Consider the following 16097-nt stretch of genomic DNA (forward strand, 5'->3'; position numbering starts at 1 on the left):
GGGCGCTCTTAGGCTGGCGGATGATAACAACAAGAGACTGAATCATGGCTGAACGCATCCGCGCCGACAGCGCGCACATCACCCCCAGTGCGCACTACACCGGCTATGTCTGGTTCCGCCACAAGCTCGCCGAGCCGGCCTTCGCCACCGCCTTCGGGCGCTGGGTGCACGGCTGCGTGGCGCCGATCGCCTGGGGCGCGCGCCTGGGCTTCGGGCTGAACATCGAGGACTTCCTGCTGCAGCGCCACCTGCTGATAGACGCGCGCCTGCGCCAGGCCATCGAGCAGCGCGGCGTCACCCAGGTGGTGGAGATCGCCTGCGGCCTGTCGCCGCGCGGCAGGCGCTTCCGCCAGCGTTACCCACAACTGGACTACCTGGAGGCGGACCTGCCGCCCATGGCCGCGCGCAAGTCGGCCCTGCTGCAAGGGCAGGGCTGGCTGGACGAAAGGCACCGGGTGCACCCCGTGGACATCCTCGCCGAACAAGGCCCGCATACCCTGGCCGCGCTCTTCGCCCAGCTCGACCGCCAGCGCCCGGTGGTGGTGATCACCGAGGGCCTGGTGAACTACTTCCAGCGCCCGCTGATCGAGGGCTTCTGGACGCGCCTGGCGGCGGTCCTGGGCGACTTCCCGGCGGCCACCTACCTCACCGAACTCTACCCCGACCTGCGCGAACACCCGCGCTACCGGCAGATCCGCTGGGGCGTCGGCCTGATCGGCCGGCTCACCCGCGGCGGCTACCCGCTGCACTACCGCAGCGAGGCGGAAATAGCCGCGGCCTTCCGCGGCTGCGGCTTCGCCGGCGTGGAAGTGCTCGATCCACAGGTGCATGGCGCCGAACTGTGCCTGCCGCGCGGGCGGATGCCGAGCCTGGTGCGCGTCATCGAAGCCCGCATTTGAATTTGGACGAAACAGGAGAGGAACTGTCGCTATCCTGGGCATGGATATGATTTGAAGGGATTTCCTACAAATTAAGTTCGCTGTTCCCTTTGATATTTGCGACTCATGTATAGGGTTGTGTTCTGTTCTTTATTTATCTTTTGTGCATGCGGAAATTTTTTGCTGTTGGTGTATGTAATTAATTATTTCTCTCACCTTGCTTGCCTTTCTTGGTGAAAGATCAATTCAATCATTTTCTTCTGTTTTTCTTCTAATGGGCATTGTCTGTTCCGCGTGGCCTGATTTTTCGTCTTGAAATACTTCTTTACATGCGTCTGACATCGCTCCTTGGGCCGATGGATTTACCACTGTGTGGTCGGTCAATTCAGCACATGGAGGTAGGCGTATGCACAGGTTCACTCTGCTTGCAGTCGCGGTCATGGCGCCGTTCACGGCCCAGGCCTGTTCGTTGAGTTTCACCTCTCCAGGGGATGGCGCAACGGTTCGCAGTCCGGGTATTACCGTCTATGGCCAGGGCGGTGCGAATGCCCAGGAAGGCGATCAAGGAACGGTGACTGCCACGCTCAATGGCGTCCCCTTTTTCAACTATTCCGGCTCATTTACCGCTGCGGTTTCCTTTCTCGAGAGTCGCGGTGTGCCGGTCAGGCTGAGGCCTGGGCAGAATTTTCTATTCGTCAGCGGTAGCGCGGGTAGTTGTTCCGCATCGGATACCATGACCGTGACCTACGATCCCGAGGTGACCCAGGCGAAGAACAAGGGGGAGCCACCTCCGGAAACCTGCATCGGTAATCCGATCAACCTGGCCGTCGGGAACAAGTACCAGCGGGAGGTCGACTATCTCGACAAGTCTTCGCCGCTCATGGAGTTCGCCAGAGCGTACAACAGCTTCGACGGATACTGGCGGCATAACTTCTCGACGCGCCTGGTCGTGGGAAAGACCAGCATTCGCCTTGTCCATGCGGACGGAAGAGAAGTCGAATTTGCACTGGCCGGTAACGTGGCCACACCTCCGGCCGATGAGTTGGGCAGCTTGAAGCATGAGGCGGGAAAATGGCTGTTCGCCTCGGCTGACCAGGAGCAGGGCGCGTTCGACGGGCAGGGGCGCCTGTTGTCCTGGCGGGACGCATCGGGGAGAGGCGTGGCGCTGGATTATTCGGCCGCCGAGATAACGGTCACGGATGATCATGGCAAAAGCTTCAGGTTCACCCAGGACGAGAAGTATCAGCCATTGTCCTTCGTGGCAGCGGATTCGACAGTGGATTATGCCTATGACTCGACCAGGCGCCTGGTCAGCGTCAAGCGATCCGGCCAGGGCAGTACCGGGGAACGCCGCTACCTCCATGAGAACAAGCTGTATCCCCGCTTCCTGACCGGCATCGTCGACGAAAACGGAGTCCGCTACGCAACCTGGACATACGACGGCCAGGGGCGTGCCATTTCCAGCGAGCACGCCAATGGCGCCGAGAAAATCGTTCTGGCGTACAACCAGGACGGTTCGACCACGGTCACCAACGAATACGGCAAGAAGGCCACCTACCGTTTTCAGGTGATCCACGGGATTCGCAAGCTGGTGGCCGTCGAGGGCGAGCCTTCGCCGAACTGCCCTGCCAGCAACTCCACCTTCGCCTACGACGAGCGCGGGTTGTTGACGCGTCGTACGGACAACAACGGCAACGTCACCACCTACGAATACAACGAGCGCGGGCTGGAGACCTCCCGCCGCGAAGCGCTGGGCACGCCCCAGGAACGCACCATCCTCACGCAGTGGCATCCCCGCTTCTACCTGCCTAGCCAGGTGGAGGAGCCCGGACGAACCATCCGCTACCAGTACGACGAACAAGGGCGGCAGATCAGCCAGACCTTTTCCACTCACTGAACAAGGATGTCGATCATGCGTAAGCCATACAGCTTCCGGCTTGGGGCTCTCGCCCTGGCCTGCACCTTGAGCCTGGGCATCCAAGCTGCCGAGCGCAGCTGGACCTACAGCTACAACGACCTGGGCCTGATCGAAAGCGCCGACGGCCCGCGCACCGACGTGCAGGACGTCACCCGCTACAGCTACGACGCCAAGGGCAACCTCACCGCCGTGACCAACGCCCTGGGCCACGTCACTCGCCTGGCCGACCACGACGAGCGCGGCAACCCCGGCACCCTCACCGACGCCAACGGCGTGGTCAGCACCCTGACCTACAGCGGCATCGACGCGCGTCTGGCCTCCATCGGCAGCGCCGGCAGCACCACCCGCTTCGAATACGACGCGGTCGGGCAGATCACCCGCCTGACCCGCGGCGACGGCAGCTGGCTGGCCTACACCTATGACGACGCGCGGCGCCTGGTGGCCATCGCCAACAATCTCGGCGAGCGCCTGGAATACGACGTCGACGCCCAGGGCAACCGCACGGCGCAGCGGCTGAAGGACGCCAGCGGCAGCCTGGTGCGCCAGCAGCAGTGGGTGTACGACGAACTCGGCCGGCTGCTGCGCTCGGTCGGCGCCGCCGGCCAGACCCACCACTACCGGTACGATCTCAACGACAACCCCACCGGCCGGACCAACCCGCGCCAGTACGCCAGCACCCAGGCGTTCGACGCCCTCGATCGCCTGGTCAGCCATACCGACGCCCTCGATGGCGTCACCCAGCTGACCTACGACGCCCAGGACAACCTCACCCAGGTCAGCGATCCCCGCGGCGTCACGACGCGTTATGTGTATGACGGCCTGGGCAACCTCATCCAGCGCATCAGCCCCGACAGCGGCGCCACCCACTTCGAGTACGACGCCGCCGGCAACGTCATCCGCCAGACCGATGCCCGTGGCGTGGTGGTGGAGTTCAGCTACGACGCCCTGAACCGCCTGAGCGAACGCCGCTACCCGGCCACCCCGGCCTTCGACGTGCGCTACCAGTACGACGGCAGTGCCGACGGCAACCACGGCATCGGCCGCCTGACGGCCATCGAGGATGGCAGCGGCCGTCTCGCCTATCGCTATGACGCGCGCGGCAACCTGGTGCAGCAGACGCGCAGCCTGAGCGTCAACGGCCAGGTATTGGAAGAGTCCCTGAGCTTCCAGTACGACGCCGCCGACCGCCTGGTTGGCATCGGCTATCCGTCCGGCTACACCCTTGGCTACCCGCGCAATGCCGGCGGCCAGGTGAGCAGCGTCACCCTGGGCGTAGGCAGCCAGGCGCCTCTCGTCCTGGCCAGCGATATCGCCTATCTGCCCTTCGGCCCCCTGCAACGCCTGAGCTGGGCCAACGGCATCAGCCTGGCCCGCGAGTACGACCAGGACTACCAACTGATCCGCCAGCGCATCGGCCCCTGGCAGAGCGACTACCGGCACGACGCCAACGGCAACATCACCCAACTGGCCCACAGCCTCTGGGGCACGCTGGACTACCAGTACGACCCCCTGGACCGCCTGACCACGGAACGCAGCAGCCAGGCCGAGCGCCGCTACGGCTATGACGCCGTGGGCAACCGCACCGAGAAGAGCGCCACGCGCCTGGCCGACGGCGAATCCCTGCAGGACAGCTACCGCTACGCCAGCGACAGCAACCGCCTCACCGCCCTCAGTGGCCACACGGTGACCAGCGATGCCGCCGGCAACCTGCTCCAGGACCGCGCCAGCCGCCTGCTCGGCTATGACGCCCAGGGCCGCCTGGCGAACGTGCGGATCGACGGCCAGGAAGTCGCCCAGTACCGCTACAACGCCCACGGCCAGCGCATCGCCAAGCTGACCGCGCAAGGCTTCACCACCTACCTCTACGGCCCCGACGGCCAACTGCTCGGCGAAGCCGCCTACGATCGGAATGGCCAGTCCCGCCGCGAACAGTACTACCTGTGGCTCAACCGCCTGCCCCTGGCCACCCTGAGCACGGCCTACGACGACCAGGGCCATCCGGGCAACCCCCGCGTGCTCTACCTGCACAGCGACCACCTCGACACCCCGCGGCTGGCCAGCGACGACGACCAGCGCCTGGCCTGGCAATGGCAGTCCGACGCCTTCGGCAACGGCCAGCCCAGCAGCCCGGACAACACCGTGGTGAACCTGCGCTTCCCTGGGCAGTACTACGACGCCGAGAGCGGCCTGCACTACAACTACTTCAGGGATTACGACCCGCAGATCGGACGGTATGTGGAGAGTGATCCGATTGGGCTTGAGGGTGGTTTGAACACCTATGGCTATGTGTTTGCCAATCCGCTCATCTACGCTGATTATTTCGGGCTTGCTGTAAAATGCAAAACCATTCTTAAACTGCCATATAACGACATCCAAGCTTGCACAAAAGATAATAGTCTCCCAAGCGAACAGGACGCTAAAGATGCTACGCGGATGTCTAAAAAAGAACTTGATCAGGCATGTAAGAATAATGGCTATAAGGATGCTCATGACATGAAAAGAGATTTGCAGCTAGACTCTAAGTACGACATTTTTGTGGACAAGCATGGGAATATGTACGCCGGCCCCCGGCAGGGTACAGGAATTCCCCAATATCTGAATATGAACACACAGGGTTGGTGAGTTTGTAATGGATAGCTCTCTGCAAATTGATTTTCAGCTTCTAGGGACTACAGTATCTCCGAAGGATATTTCTAGGATCATTGAAATAGTCCCGGATACGGCTCTGCTGCAAGGTGAACGAAATCCCACCCGCGGATTGCCGCGACAGAACGTTTGGTCTGTCAGGTCAAGATCTAAATCTAGTGATCTTGTTGATCACTGGAAAAGCCTGGAAGCGGCCTTGCTCAAGGCCAAGGAAAAGATCAGGAATATAGCAAGGACAGGTAAGGCAAAAATAACCATCATAGTTTCTGATGGGGACAGAATTCCGCCGCTCACCATACCTCCTGCTATGTCCGAGTTTGCTGGGTTTATAAAGGCCGAAATAGATATCGATCATCTTCAATGATAACGCCTATTGCGCGGTGCAGAAGGCTGTGGTCTATAGACTTCGATTGCTAATAGTCCATTTCATGATTTCTGGAGGTGGTTCAAATTTTGATGTGGGAATAGAGGGTGGAAGCCTAACTAAGGATTAGCTGATGTCTTTTATGTATTTGAAATTTAGTTTATTTCGACGGAAGTGGTGCTCATTTTGACGTTTCTGTGCGGTTTTTTTGTGTAAAAATTTTCTGGTGCTGTAAAGCGCTGAACAAGGCGCTCTGCTTGTTAATTTAAGAGATTTATAAAGTAAATATGGCTACGATCTATGACTTGGAGTTAAAGTTTTTGCTGAGGGAGGAGGTTGACCTGGAGTTATTGGTCTCTATGGTGGGTGAGAGTTTAAAGCTCTCAGGCTGTGAGGTTTCTATATTTTTGGGTGATTTTCTATTGTCGGATTTTGAGGTTTTTAATAGGAATGTCTGTGATCGACTTGTGCCGTTTTTAGGTGTTAATTGGGCTGGAGGGTGTTTGAGAGTTGGGGTTTTCTATGATTTGAGTGAGTCGATCGTGTTTCCTATGAAATATGGTTTGGAATTAATGCGTCTTTTGGTGAGCATGAACTTGAGCATCGAGTGTGTGGGCTATCCATGTGATGGATAATGGACGATCGATTTAGCGCTGAGGTCTGTGCAGAAACGGTGCGGGTAGAAAGCCACCGTGGCCCAAATGGCAAGACAATACGAGCATCTCGGATGCTACATGGGAGTTTTTTCCAGGCCACGCTATGAGGGGCGCGCCCTGTCTTGTATTTAAGCGAATACGTAGGGACGCACGACCGTTTGTGATCTTGCGCCATCCGGTATCAGGCCGCGCAGGCCCCTTGCTGCAGCGGCACCACCAGCTCCGCCAGGCTGGCGCTGGCGCGAGGATCGCCGTGGGGGAAGATGAAGGCGACGCCGTCCGTGGTGCGGCGCAGCGGCAGGATGTCCAGTTCTTCCACGCCGGGGACGGCCAGGCGCCAGCCGCGTTGCGGCAGTTCCGGCGGCAGGTCGGCGTGGGCCAGGCCGCCGAAGTAGCCGATTTCCACCAGTTCGGCGCGCCATTGCCCGCCGTCGGCGTGGCGCAGCAGGGCGCGGGGTTGCGGTGGCGCCAGGCGCGGTTCGAAGCGGCGCTCCAGGTGTGGCAGTTGCTGGCGCTGGAAGCGCGTGCTGCCGGCGGCGTTGCGCGGCAGTGGCTGGCCGTCGAGGAAGGGCGTGTACAGCCGGGCGCAGGCGCCGCGGCGTTCGAACTGGGCCAGGTGGTCGGCGTCGTGGATCAGGGCGAACTGGGCGTCGGCGCAGGCGAGGGCGAATTCGGCGTGTTCCCAGGGCTGGGTGAAGTGGTCGTATTCGCCGGCCAGCACCAGGGTCGGGCATTGCGGGTGGCGCTCGAAGCCGCCGAAGGCCAGCAGGCGCCGGCTGTTCTGCCGGTAGCGTTCGACTTCCGCCGGTGTCAGGCGCTGCAACTGGCGCAGCAGGGCCTTGCGGAACACCGGGGAGACGCCGGTATCGGCCAGGCGCAGCGGGTTGACCAGGCCGGTCAGCACGCCGTTGGCGAAGGCTTCGTGCTGGCCCAGGTCCAGGCGCGCCAGGGCTTCTTCCAGCAGGGCGCGGGCGCCGGGGCGGCCGAAGGCGGTGATGCCGGCCAGCAGCAGGCGCGCGCAGCGCCCGGGGTGGCGGGCGGCGAAGAGGGCGGCCAGGGCCGAGCCGTAGGACAGGCCGATGGGCATCAGCGGTGGCAGGCGCAGCGCCTCGGCGAAGGCGGCGATCAGGTCGGCCAGGTCCTCCAGGCTCAGCTGCGGCGCCAGTTGCAGGTTGCCGCCCTGGCTGGGCAGGTCGAGGAGGATCACCGGGTGCTCGGCGAGCAGTTCGCTGACTTCGCCGGCGAAGGAGCGGAAGCTCTGGAAGGCGCCGCCGAGCAGCAGCACCGGCGGGCGCGGGTCGTCCGCGCGGTGGGCGAAGGCCTGGTAGTGGAGTTGCCAGCCGTCCAGTTCGAGCACCGCCGGGGCGGCGGTGAGGGTCTGGGCGCTGTAGTCGGTGCGGTAGCGCATGGCGAATCTCCGGCGGTGTTCCGCCTCTTGTTGTTCTTCCCTGGCGTGCCGGATGGCGAACGGCTGGCATTGCGCGGCGGGGTGGCTCCAAGGTAGACAGAGGCCGGCCTTTTGTTTACCCAACCTTCGGGCGGGGGAAATCGCAACGCGCTGTTGCGGGTGTCACCGTTCCGCGGCCGGTGCGCGGCCCGCGGCGCCCGGGCGGCGTTACCGGCGCGCCGGCGGGACGCCCTGTCTACCGGCTGGCTGCTGTGGCTGGGCGGGCGCAGGCGGGGTCGCTATAATCGCGCATTTCCCTCACGCAGACGCGTACGAACCATGACCGAGTCCGTCCTCGACTATATGAGCCGCCTGGGCCGCGCCGCCCGTGAAGCCTCGCGCGTGCTCGCGCGGGCCTGCACCGCGCAGAAGAACGCCGCCCTGCTGGCCGCCGCCGATGCCCTGGACGCTGCCCGCGAGCAGCTCGCCCACGCCAACGAGCAGGACCTGGCCGCCGGCCGGGCCAATGGCCTGGAGCCAGCCATGCTCGACCGCCTGGCGCTGACCCCGGCGCGCATCGACGACATGATCGAGGGCCTGCGCCAGGTGGCCAAGCTGCCGGACCCCATCGGCGAGATCCGCGACATGCGCTTCGTGCCCTCGGGCATCCAGATCGGCAAGATGCGCGTGCCCCTGGGCGTGGTCGGGATCATCTACGAGTCGCGGCCGAACGTGACCATCGACGCCGCCAGCCTGTGCCTGAAATCGGGCAACGCCACCATCCTGCGCGGCGGCTCCGAGGCCATCCATTCCAACCAGGCCATCGCCCGCTGCATCCAGCAGGGCCTGGCCGCGGCCGGCCTGCCGGCGAGCGCCGTGCAGGTGGTCGAGACCACCGACCGCGCCGCCGTGGGCGCGCTGATCAGCATGCCCGAGTACGTCGACGTGATAGTCCCGCGCGGCGGCAAGGGCCTGATCGAGCGCATCAGCCGCGAGGCCAAGGTGCCGGTGATCAAGCACCTGGACGGCATCTGCCACGTGTTCATCGACGAGTCGGCCGACCTCGACAAGGCCATCCGCATCGCCGACAACGCCAAGACCCAGCGCTACGCGCCGTGCAACACCATGGAAACCCTGCTGGTGCACAAGGCCATCGCCGCGCGCGTGCTGCCGCCGCTGGCCGCCATCTACCGCGACAAGGGCGTGGAGCTGCGCGGCGACGCCGCCACCCGCGCGCTGCTGGGCAGCGAGGTGCTGGAGGCGACCGAGGAAGACTGGCGCACCGAGTACAACGCGCCGATCCTGTCGATCCGCATCGTCGACGACCTGGACAGCGCCATCGAGCACATCAACACCTACGGCTCGCAGCACACCGACGCCATCGTCAGCGAGAACTTCAGCAACGCCCGGCGCTTCCTCGCCGAGGTGGACTCGGCTTCGGTCATGGTCAACGCCTCGACGCGCTTCGCCGACGGCTTCGAGTATGGCCTGGGCGCGGAGATCGGCATTTCCACCGACAAGCTGCACGCCCGCGGCCCGGTCGGCCTGGAAGGCCTGACCAGCGAGAAGTACGTGGTCTTCGGCGACGGGCACGTGCGCACCTGATGAGTAAACGGCAAGCGCGGCGGATCGGCCTCTTCGGCGGCACCTTCGATCCGGTGCACATCGGGCACCTGCGCAGTGCGCTGGAAACCGCCGAGCTGCTGGGCCTGGACGAGCTGCGCCTGCTGCCGGCGGCGCGCCCGCCGCACCGCGAGACGCCGCAGGTCTCGGCGCAGCAGCGCCTGGCCATGGTCGAGCTGGCGGTGGCCGGCGTCGCGCCCCTGACGGTGGATGCCCGCGAGCTGGCCCGCGACAAGCCGTCCTACACCATCGACACCCTGGAATCGCTGCGCGCGGAGCTGGGGAGCGAGGCGCAGCTGTTCCTGATGGTCGGCTGGGACGCTTTCTGCGGCCTGCCCACCTGGCACCGCTGGGACGAGCTGCTGCAGCACTGCCACATGCTGGTGCTGCAACGCCCGGATGCCGACGTGGAAGCGCCGGAAGCCCTGCGCGATCTGCTGGCGGCGCGTAGCATGGCCGACCCCAACGCCCTCGCCGGGCCGGCCGGGCAGGTCACTTTCATCTGGCAGACGCCCCTGGCGGTGTCGGCCACCCAGATCCGCGCCCTGCTGGCGCAGGGGCGCTCGCCGCGCTTCCTGGTGCCGGACGCGGTATTGAACTACATCGAGGCGCACGGGCTGTACCGCGCGTCCCTGGCAAACTAGAGAGTCATTCAATGCAAACCGAACAACTGGTCGAGCTGGCCGTCGCCGCTCTGGAAGACATGAAAGCGCAGGACATCACCGTCCTCGACGTGCGCGACAAGACCAGCATCACCGACGTCATGGTCATCGCCTCCGGCTCCTCCAGCCGCCAGGTCAAGTCGCTGGCCGACAACGTCCTGGAGAAGGTCAAGGAACAGGGCGTCAAGCCCATCGGCAGCGAAGGCCAGGAAGGCGGCGAGTGGGTGCTGATCGACCTGGGCAACGTCGTGGTCCACGTCATGCAGCCGGCCACCCGCCAGTTCTACGACCTGGAGCGCCTCTGGCTCGGCGCCGAACAGAGCCGCGCCCACCACAGCGGCGAGTAAGCGTCCTTGCGCCTGCGTCTGATCGCGGTCGGCTCGCGCATGCCGCGCTGGGTCGAGGAGGGCTGGCAGGAGTACGTCAAGCGCCTGCCCTCGGAGTTGTCCCTGGAACTGGTGGAGATTCCGCTGAACACGCGCGGCAAGAACGCCGACGTGGCGCGGCTGATCCGCCAGGAAGGCGAAGCCATGCTGGCCAAGGTGCAGCCCGGTGAACGGGTGGTGACCCTGGAAGTCGAAGGCAAGCCCTGGAGTACCCCGCAACTGGCCGCCGAGCTGGACCGCTGGCGCCTGGACGCGCGCACCGTCAACCTCATGGTCGGCGGCCCGGAAGGGCTGGCGCCGGAGGTCTGCGCGCGCAGCGAACAGCGCTGGTCGCTGTCGCCGCTGACGTTGCCGCACCCGCTGGTGCGCATCCTGGTGGGCGAGCAGATCTACCGCGCCTGGACGGTGCTGTCCGGGCACCCCTACCACAAGTAGTCGTAGCCGTACCCGATGCCGCAGCCGATACAACTCAAGGACCACGAGAAGGACGCCCGCCTGGTGCGTCGCCGGGTCGTCGTCGGCGCGGTGGCGATCTTCCTCCTGGCCCTGGTGCTGGTGGCGCGCATGTACCACCTGCAGGTCACCCAGTACGAGTACCACTCGACGCTGTCGGAGAACAACCGCGTCCACGTCCAGCCGATCCCGCCGAACCGCGGCCTGATCTACGACCGCAACGGCGTGCTGATCGCCGACAACCGCCCCAGCTTCAGCCTCACGGTCACCCGCGAGCGCACCGAGAACCTGCAGCAGGAGCTGCAGGCGCTGGTGGAGATCCTCGGCCTGACCGAGGAGGACAAGGCGATCTTCGAGAAGCGCATGAAGCAGGGCCGGCGGCCGTTCGAGCCGGTGCCGATCATGTTCGAGCTGTCCGAGGAGCAGATCGCCCGCATCGCCGTGAACCAGTACCGTCTGCCGGGCATCGACGTCACCGCGCAGTTCGTCCGCCACTATCCGCTGGGCGAGCACTTCGCCCATTCGGTGGGCTACGTCGGGCGGATCAACGAGGCCGAACTGAAGGTGCTCGACCCGGTCAACTATTCCGGCACCCACCACATCGGCAAGACCGGCGTGGAGAAGTTCTACGAGGCCGAGCTGCACGGCACCGTGGGCTACGAGGAGGTCGAGACCAACGCCCGCGGCCGCGTGCTGCGCGTGCTCAAACGCACCGACCCGGTGCCGGGCAAGGACATCGTCCTGAGCATCGACAGCAAGCTGCAGGCCAAGGCCGAGGAGGCCCTGGGCGGGCGCCGCGGCGCCATCGTGGCGATCCAGCCGGCCACCGGCGAGGTGCTGGCGATGGTCAGCCAGCCCAGCTACGACCCCAACCTGTTCGTCACCGGCATCAGCTTCAAGGACTACTCGGCGCTGCGCGATTCCATCGACCGCCCGCTGTACAACCGCGTGCTGCGCGGCCTGTACCCGCCGGGCTCGACGGTGAAGCCGGCGGTGGCCCTGGCCGGCCTCGACGCCGGGGTGGTCACGCCCAGCTCGCGGGTCTTCGACCCCGGCTACTACCAACTGCCCAACTACGATCACAAGTACCGCAACTGGAACCGTTCCGGCGAGGGCTGGGTGAACCTGGAGACGGCGATCATGCGTTCCAACGACACCTACTTCTACGACCTCGCCCACAAGCTCGGCATCGACAGGCTGCACGACTACATGAGCCGCTTCGGCTTCGGCCAGCGCGTGTCCCTGGACATGTACGGCGAGTCGCCGGGGCTGATGCCCTCGCGCGAGTGGAAGCGCGCCACCCGCCGCCAGGTCTGGTTCCCCGGCGAGACGCTGATCCTCGGCATCGGCCAGGGCTACATGCAGTCCACGCCGCTGCAGCTGGCGCAGATGACCGCGCTGATCGCCAACCACGGCAAGTGGATCCGCCCGCACCTGGCCAGGACCGTCGACGGCCAGCCGCCGGTCGACCCCGAGCCGATGCCCGACATCGAGCTGCGCGAGCCGGGCAACTGGGAACTGATCGACTCCGACATGCAGCAAGTGGTGCACAATGCCCGCGGCACCGCGCACAAGGTCGGCGCCGCCTCGGTCTACCGCATCGCCGGCAAGTCCGGTACCGCGCAGGTGGTGGCGATCAAGCAGAACGAGCGCTACGACCGTTCCAAGCTCAACGAGCGCAACCGCGACCACGCGCTGTTCATCGGCTTCGCCCCGGCGGACAACCCGCAGATCGCGGTGTCGGTGATGGTGGAGAACGGCGAGTCCGGCTCCGGCGTCGCCGCCCCCGTGCTCAAGCAGGTGATGGATGCCTGGCTGCTGGACGAGAGCGGCAAGCTCAAGCCCGAATTCGCGCCACAGGTGGCGGAGGCGCCGAAGCCATGAGCATGAACATGAACCCCAACTTCGACCGCACGCTGTCCAACGAGGACGTGATGAAGCGGCGCGCCAGCCTGCTGCAGCGGCTGCACATCGACGGCCTGCTGCTGCTGCTGTTGCTGGTGCTGGGCGCGGCCGGCCTGTTCGTCCTCTATTCGGCCAGCGGCAAGAGCTGGGACCTGCTGCTCAAGCAGGCCTCGTCCTTCGGCCTGGGCCTGGTGATGATGTTCGTCATCGCCCAGATCGAGCCGCGCTTCCTGGCCCGCTGGGTGCCGCTGGGCTACCTGATCGGGGTGCTGCTGCTGGTGGTGGTGGACGTCATGGGCCACAACGCCATGGGCGCCACGCGCTGGATCAACATCCCCGGGGTGATCCGCTTCCAGCCCGCCGAGTTCATGAAGCTGTTCATGCCCATGACGCTGGCCTGGTACATGTCCAAGCGCAACCTGCCGCCGAACCTCAAGCACCTGGCGATCAGCCTGGCGCTGATCGGCGTGCCCTTCGTGCTGATCCTCAAGCAGCCGGACCTGGGTACCGCCATGCTGGTGCTGGCCTCCGGCGCCTTCGTGCTGTTCGTCGGCGGCCTGCAGTGGCGCTGGATCCTCGGCGCGGTGACCGCGGCGGTGCCGGTGGCGGTGGCCATGTGGTTCTTCGTCATGCACGATTACCAGAAGCAGCGCGTGCTGACCTTCCTCGACCCGGAAAGCGACCCGCTGGGCACCGGCTGGAACATCATCCAGTCAAAAGCGGCCATCGGTTCCGGCGGCGTGTTCGGCAAGGGCTGGCTGCTGGGCACCCAGTCGCACCTGGATTTTTTGCCGGAAAGCCATACGGACTTTATCATTGCCGTGCTCGGCGAAGAGTTCGGCCTGGTGGGGGTATGCCTGCTGCTGGCCCTGTACCTGATGGTGATCTACCGCGGGCTGGTGATCACGGCGCAGGCCCAGACGCTGTATGGCAAGCTGCTGGCCGGCAGCATCACCATGACCTTCTTCGTGTACGTGTTCGTCAACATTGGTATGGTCAGCGGGTTGCTGCCGGTCGTGGGGGTTCCGCTTCCCTTCATCAGCTACGGCGGAACTTCGCTGGTGACGCTGATGTCAGGGTTCGGGGTTTTGATGTCGATTCATACGCACCGGAAATGGATCGCCCAGGTTTGAAGAAGAAACGTTGAGACCAGAGTGAAGAAAGGAATGCAGATACTGCGCGAGTGGGCCGTCAGGGGTGTCCATTGGGTGGGGCTGGCCGGGGCCATCGGCTTCGGCGGCGCCGCCCAGGCGGGCGACTACGACGGCTCGCCCCAGGTCGCCCAGTTCGTCGGCGAGATGACCCGCGACTACGGCTTCGCCGACGAGCAGCTGCTTTCGCTGTTCCAGGACGTCGAACGCAAGCAGTCGATCCTCGACGCCATTTCCCGGCCCGCCGAGCGCGTCAAGCCGTGGAAGGACTACCGGCCGATCTTCCTCACCGACGCGCGCATCAAGCGCGGCGTGGAGTTCTGGAACCAGAACGCCGAGGCCCTGGCCCGCGCGGAAAAGGACTACGGCGTGCCGGCCCAGTACATAGTGGCGATCATCGGCGTCGAGACCTTCTTCGGCCGCAACACAGGCAACTACCGGGTGATGGACGCGCTGTCCACTCTGGCCTTCGACTACCCGCCGCGCGCCGACTTCTTCCGCAAGGAACTCAAGCAGTTCCTCCTGCTGGCCCGCGAGCAGCAGGTCGACCCGCTCGGCCTGAATGGCTCCTACGCCGGCGCCATGGGCCTGCCGCAGTTCATGCCCAGCAGCTTCCGCGCCTACGCCGTGGACTTCGACGGCGACGGCCACATCAACATCTGGACCGACCCGACCGATGCCATCGGCAGTGTCGCCAGCTACTTCAAGCAGCATGGCTGGCAGGCCGGCGAGCCGGTGGTGTCGCAGGCCGAGCTGAGCATGGACAGCGCCCAGGACGCCGTCACCCAGGGCCTGGAGCCGCAGATGAGCCTCGGCCAGCTGCGCGCCGCGGGCTGGCGCACCCATGACGTGCTGCGCGACGACCTCAAGGTCACCGCCATCCGCTTCGAAGGCGCCGACGGCCCCGAATACTGGGTCGGGCTGCCCAACTTCTACGTGATCACCCGCTACAACCGCAGCGCCATGTACGCCATGGCGGTCCATCAGCTGGCCGGCGAGATCGTCCGGGCGCGAGGTGTCCAGTGAACCAGCGACTGAAGCGACCGGGCTTCTGGTCGGCGGCGGCGTGCTTCGGCCTGAGCGCCGTGCTGCTCGCCAGCTGCACCAGCTCCCGGGCTCCGCAACCGGCGAAAAGCGGCGGCCTTTCCGGGCCGATGGACTACAACCGGCCGCACCGCGACGGCGCCCCCTGGTGGGACGTCGACGTGTCGCGCATCCCCGATGCCGTGCCGATGCCGCACAACGGCCCGTTCAAGAACAACCCCTACACCGTGCTGGGCAAGACCTACTACCCGCTGAACGACGCGCGCGCCTACAGCGTGACCGGCACGGCGTCCTGGTACGGCACCAAGTTCCACGGCCAGGCCACCGCCAACGGCGAGATGTACGACCTCTACGGCATGACCGCGGCGCACAAGACGCTGCCGCTGCCCAGCTACGTGCGGGTGACCAACCTGGACAACGGCAAGAGCGTCATCGTCCGCGTCAACGACCGCGGCCCGTTCTATTCCGACCGCGTCATCGACCTGTCCTTCGCCGCGGCCAAGAAGCTCGGCTACGCCGAGACCGGCACCGCGCGGGTCAAGGTCGAGGGCATCGACCCGCAGCGCTGGTGGGCCGCCCAGGGCCGCCCGGTGCCGATGGTCCTGGCGCAGCCGAAGATGGCGCCGGTGCAGAGTGCCCCGGCGGCCGGCGCGCAGCCCCAGGCGGTGGCCATGGCCCAGCCGATCGAGGTCTACACCCCGCCGCCGGCGCAGCACGCCGCGCCCGTGGCGCCGGTGCAGGTCGACTCAAAAAAAAACGCTTCATTACCAGCCGCTGGCCTGTATCTCCAGGTGGGTGCCTTCGCCAACCCGGACGCTGCGGAACTGCTCAGGGACAAGATCAGCGGCATGACCTCGGCCCAGGTCTTTATCAGCTCGGTCGTGGTCAACAAGCAGACCTTGCACCGGGTGCGCCTGGGGCCGATCGGAACGCAGGATGAAGCGGCGCGGATGCAGGACAGCATCCGCCTGGCCAACCTCGGCCAACCCAAGCTGGTGCGCCCGGACTGAACGCGGCGCACCGA

At 65.0% G+C, this 16097-nt stretch carries 13 protein-coding genes; 12 read left to right on the forward strand and 1 reads right to left on the reverse strand.

The features are described 5' to 3' along the window. Positions 1 to 44: 44 nt before the first annotated feature. The 4 genes from PcP3B5_RS04265 to PcP3B5_RS30505 all read left to right on the forward strand — a co-directional run bounded on the left by PcP3B5_RS04265 (position 45) and on the right by PcP3B5_RS30505 (position 5806). A complete protein-coding gene (locus PcP3B5_RS04265; RefSeq protein ID WP_061560636.1) occupies positions 45 to 899 on the forward strand; it encodes a class I SAM-dependent methyltransferase in 855 nt (284 codons plus the stop codon). A gap of 385 nt (positions 900 to 1284) precedes the next feature. Then, on the forward strand, positions 1285 to 2775 hold the full coding sequence (locus PcP3B5_RS30500; protein ID WP_082816249.1) for a DUF6531 domain-containing protein: 1491 nt from the start codon (positions 1285 to 1287) through the stop codon (positions 2773 to 2775). Positions 2776 to 2790: 15 nt separating this feature from the next. Beyond that, the gene (locus PcP3B5_RS04275; protein ID WP_082816250.1) at positions 2791 to 5418 is read left to right on the forward strand and encodes an RHS repeat-associated core domain-containing protein; all 2628 of its coding nucleotides are present in this window, start codon (positions 2791 to 2793) and stop codon (positions 5416 to 5418) included. A gap of 7 nt (positions 5419 to 5425) precedes the next feature. Then, positions 5426 to 5806, forward strand: coding sequence for a DUF4279 domain-containing protein (locus PcP3B5_RS30505; RefSeq protein ID WP_082033734.1), 381 nt, complete (start codon positions 5426 to 5428; stop codon positions 5804 to 5806). Between the two features lie 837 nt (positions 5807 to 6643). Here the strand turns inward: PcP3B5_RS30505 and PcP3B5_RS04280 are convergent. Further along, entirely contained in the window at positions 6644 to 7870 is a 1227-nt protein-coding gene (locus PcP3B5_RS04280; RefSeq protein WP_061560637.1) for an alpha/beta fold hydrolase, read from the reverse strand. Positions 7871 to 8188: 318 nt separating this feature from the next. Between PcP3B5_RS04280 and PcP3B5_RS04285 the strand changes: the two genes are divergently transcribed. The 8 genes from PcP3B5_RS04285 to PcP3B5_RS04320 are packed head-to-tail and all read left to right on the forward strand — an operon-like array spanning position 8189 to position 16083. Beyond that, positions 8189 to 9454, forward strand: a complete 1266-nt coding sequence (locus PcP3B5_RS04285; protein ID WP_061560638.1) for a glutamate-5-semialdehyde dehydrogenase — start codon at positions 8189 to 8191, stop codon at positions 9452 to 9454. Beyond that, the gene (nadD, locus tag PcP3B5_RS04290) at positions 9454 to 10116 is read left to right on the forward strand and encodes a nicotinate-nucleotide adenylyltransferase (protein ID WP_043313759.1); all 663 of its coding nucleotides are present in this window, start codon (positions 9454 to 9456) and stop codon (positions 10114 to 10116) included. Before PcP3B5_RS04285 ends, nadD begins: the two co-directional genes overlap by 1 nt. A gap of 11 nt (positions 10117 to 10127) precedes the next feature. Next, a complete protein-coding gene (gene rsfS, locus PcP3B5_RS04295; RefSeq protein WP_009617292.1) occupies positions 10128 to 10481 on the forward strand; it encodes a ribosome silencing factor in 354 nt (117 codons plus the stop codon). 6 nt (positions 10482 to 10487) lie between these two features. Next, positions 10488 to 10955, forward strand: a complete 468-nt coding sequence (rlmH, locus tag PcP3B5_RS04300) for a 23S rRNA (pseudouridine(1915)-N(3))-methyltransferase RlmH (RefSeq protein ID WP_009617293.1) — start codon at positions 10488 to 10490, stop codon at positions 10953 to 10955. Between the two features lie 15 nt (positions 10956 to 10970). Beyond that, positions 10971 to 12857, forward strand: a complete 1887-nt coding sequence (gene mrdA, locus PcP3B5_RS04305) for a penicillin-binding protein 2 (protein ID WP_009617294.1) — start codon at positions 10971 to 10973, stop codon at positions 12855 to 12857. 50 nt (positions 12858 to 12907) lie between these two features. Then, positions 12908 to 14011, forward strand: a complete 1104-nt coding sequence (gene rodA / locus PcP3B5_RS04310) for a rod shape-determining protein RodA (RefSeq protein WP_099049098.1) — start codon at positions 12908 to 12910, stop codon at positions 14009 to 14011. A gap of 21 nt (positions 14012 to 14032) precedes the next feature. Continuing rightward, entirely contained in the window at positions 14033 to 15055 is a 1023-nt protein-coding gene (gene mltB, locus PcP3B5_RS04315) for a lytic murein transglycosylase B (protein WP_145923851.1), read from the forward strand. Then, positions 15052 to 16083, forward strand: coding sequence for a septal ring lytic transglycosylase RlpA family protein (locus PcP3B5_RS04320; protein WP_061560640.1), 1032 nt, complete (start codon positions 15052 to 15054; stop codon positions 16081 to 16083). The genes mltB and PcP3B5_RS04320 overlap by 4 nt, the downstream gene beginning before the upstream one ends. The last annotated feature ends 14 nt before the right edge of the window (positions 16084 to 16097 follow it).

The sequence above is a fragment of the Pseudomonas citronellolis genome, assembly GCF_001586155.1.
Classification (GTDB): domain Bacteria; phylum Pseudomonadota; class Gammaproteobacteria; order Pseudomonadales; family Pseudomonadaceae; genus Pseudomonas; species Pseudomonas citronellolis.

Coding starts and splice junctions, on each gene's coding strand:
- PcP3B5_RS04265 (WP_061560636.1), top strand. CDS start 45: ATGGCTGAACGCATCCGCGCCGACAGCGCGCACATCACCCCCAGTGCG.
- PcP3B5_RS30500 (WP_082816249.1), top strand. CDS start 1,285: ATGCACAGGTTCACTCTGCTTGCAGTCGCGGTCATGGCGCCGTTCACG.
- PcP3B5_RS04275 (WP_082816250.1), top strand. CDS start 2,791: ATGCGTAAGCCATACAGCTTCCGGCTTGGGGCTCTCGCCCTGGCCTGC.
- PcP3B5_RS30505 (WP_082033734.1), top strand. CDS start 5,426: ATGGATAGCTCTCTGCAAATTGATTTTCAGCTTCTAGGGACTACAGTA.
- PcP3B5_RS04280 (WP_061560637.1), bottom strand. CDS start 7,870: ATGCGCTACCGCACCGACTACAGCGCCCAGACCCTCACCGCCGCCCCG.
- PcP3B5_RS04285 (WP_061560638.1), top strand. CDS start 8,189: ATGACCGAGTCCGTCCTCGACTATATGAGCCGCCTGGGCCGCGCCGCC.
- nadD (WP_043313759.1), top strand. CDS start 9,454: ATGAGTAAACGGCAAGCGCGGCGGATCGGCCTCTTCGGCGGCACCTTC.
- rsfS (WP_009617292.1), top strand. CDS start 10,128: ATGCAAACCGAACAACTGGTCGAGCTGGCCGTCGCCGCTCTGGAAGAC.
- mrdA (WP_009617294.1), top strand. CDS start 10,971: ATGCCGCAGCCGATACAACTCAAGGACCACGAGAAGGACGCCCGCCTG.
- rodA (WP_099049098.1), top strand. CDS start 12,908: ATGAAGCGGCGCGCCAGCCTGCTGCAGCGGCTGCACATCGACGGCCTG.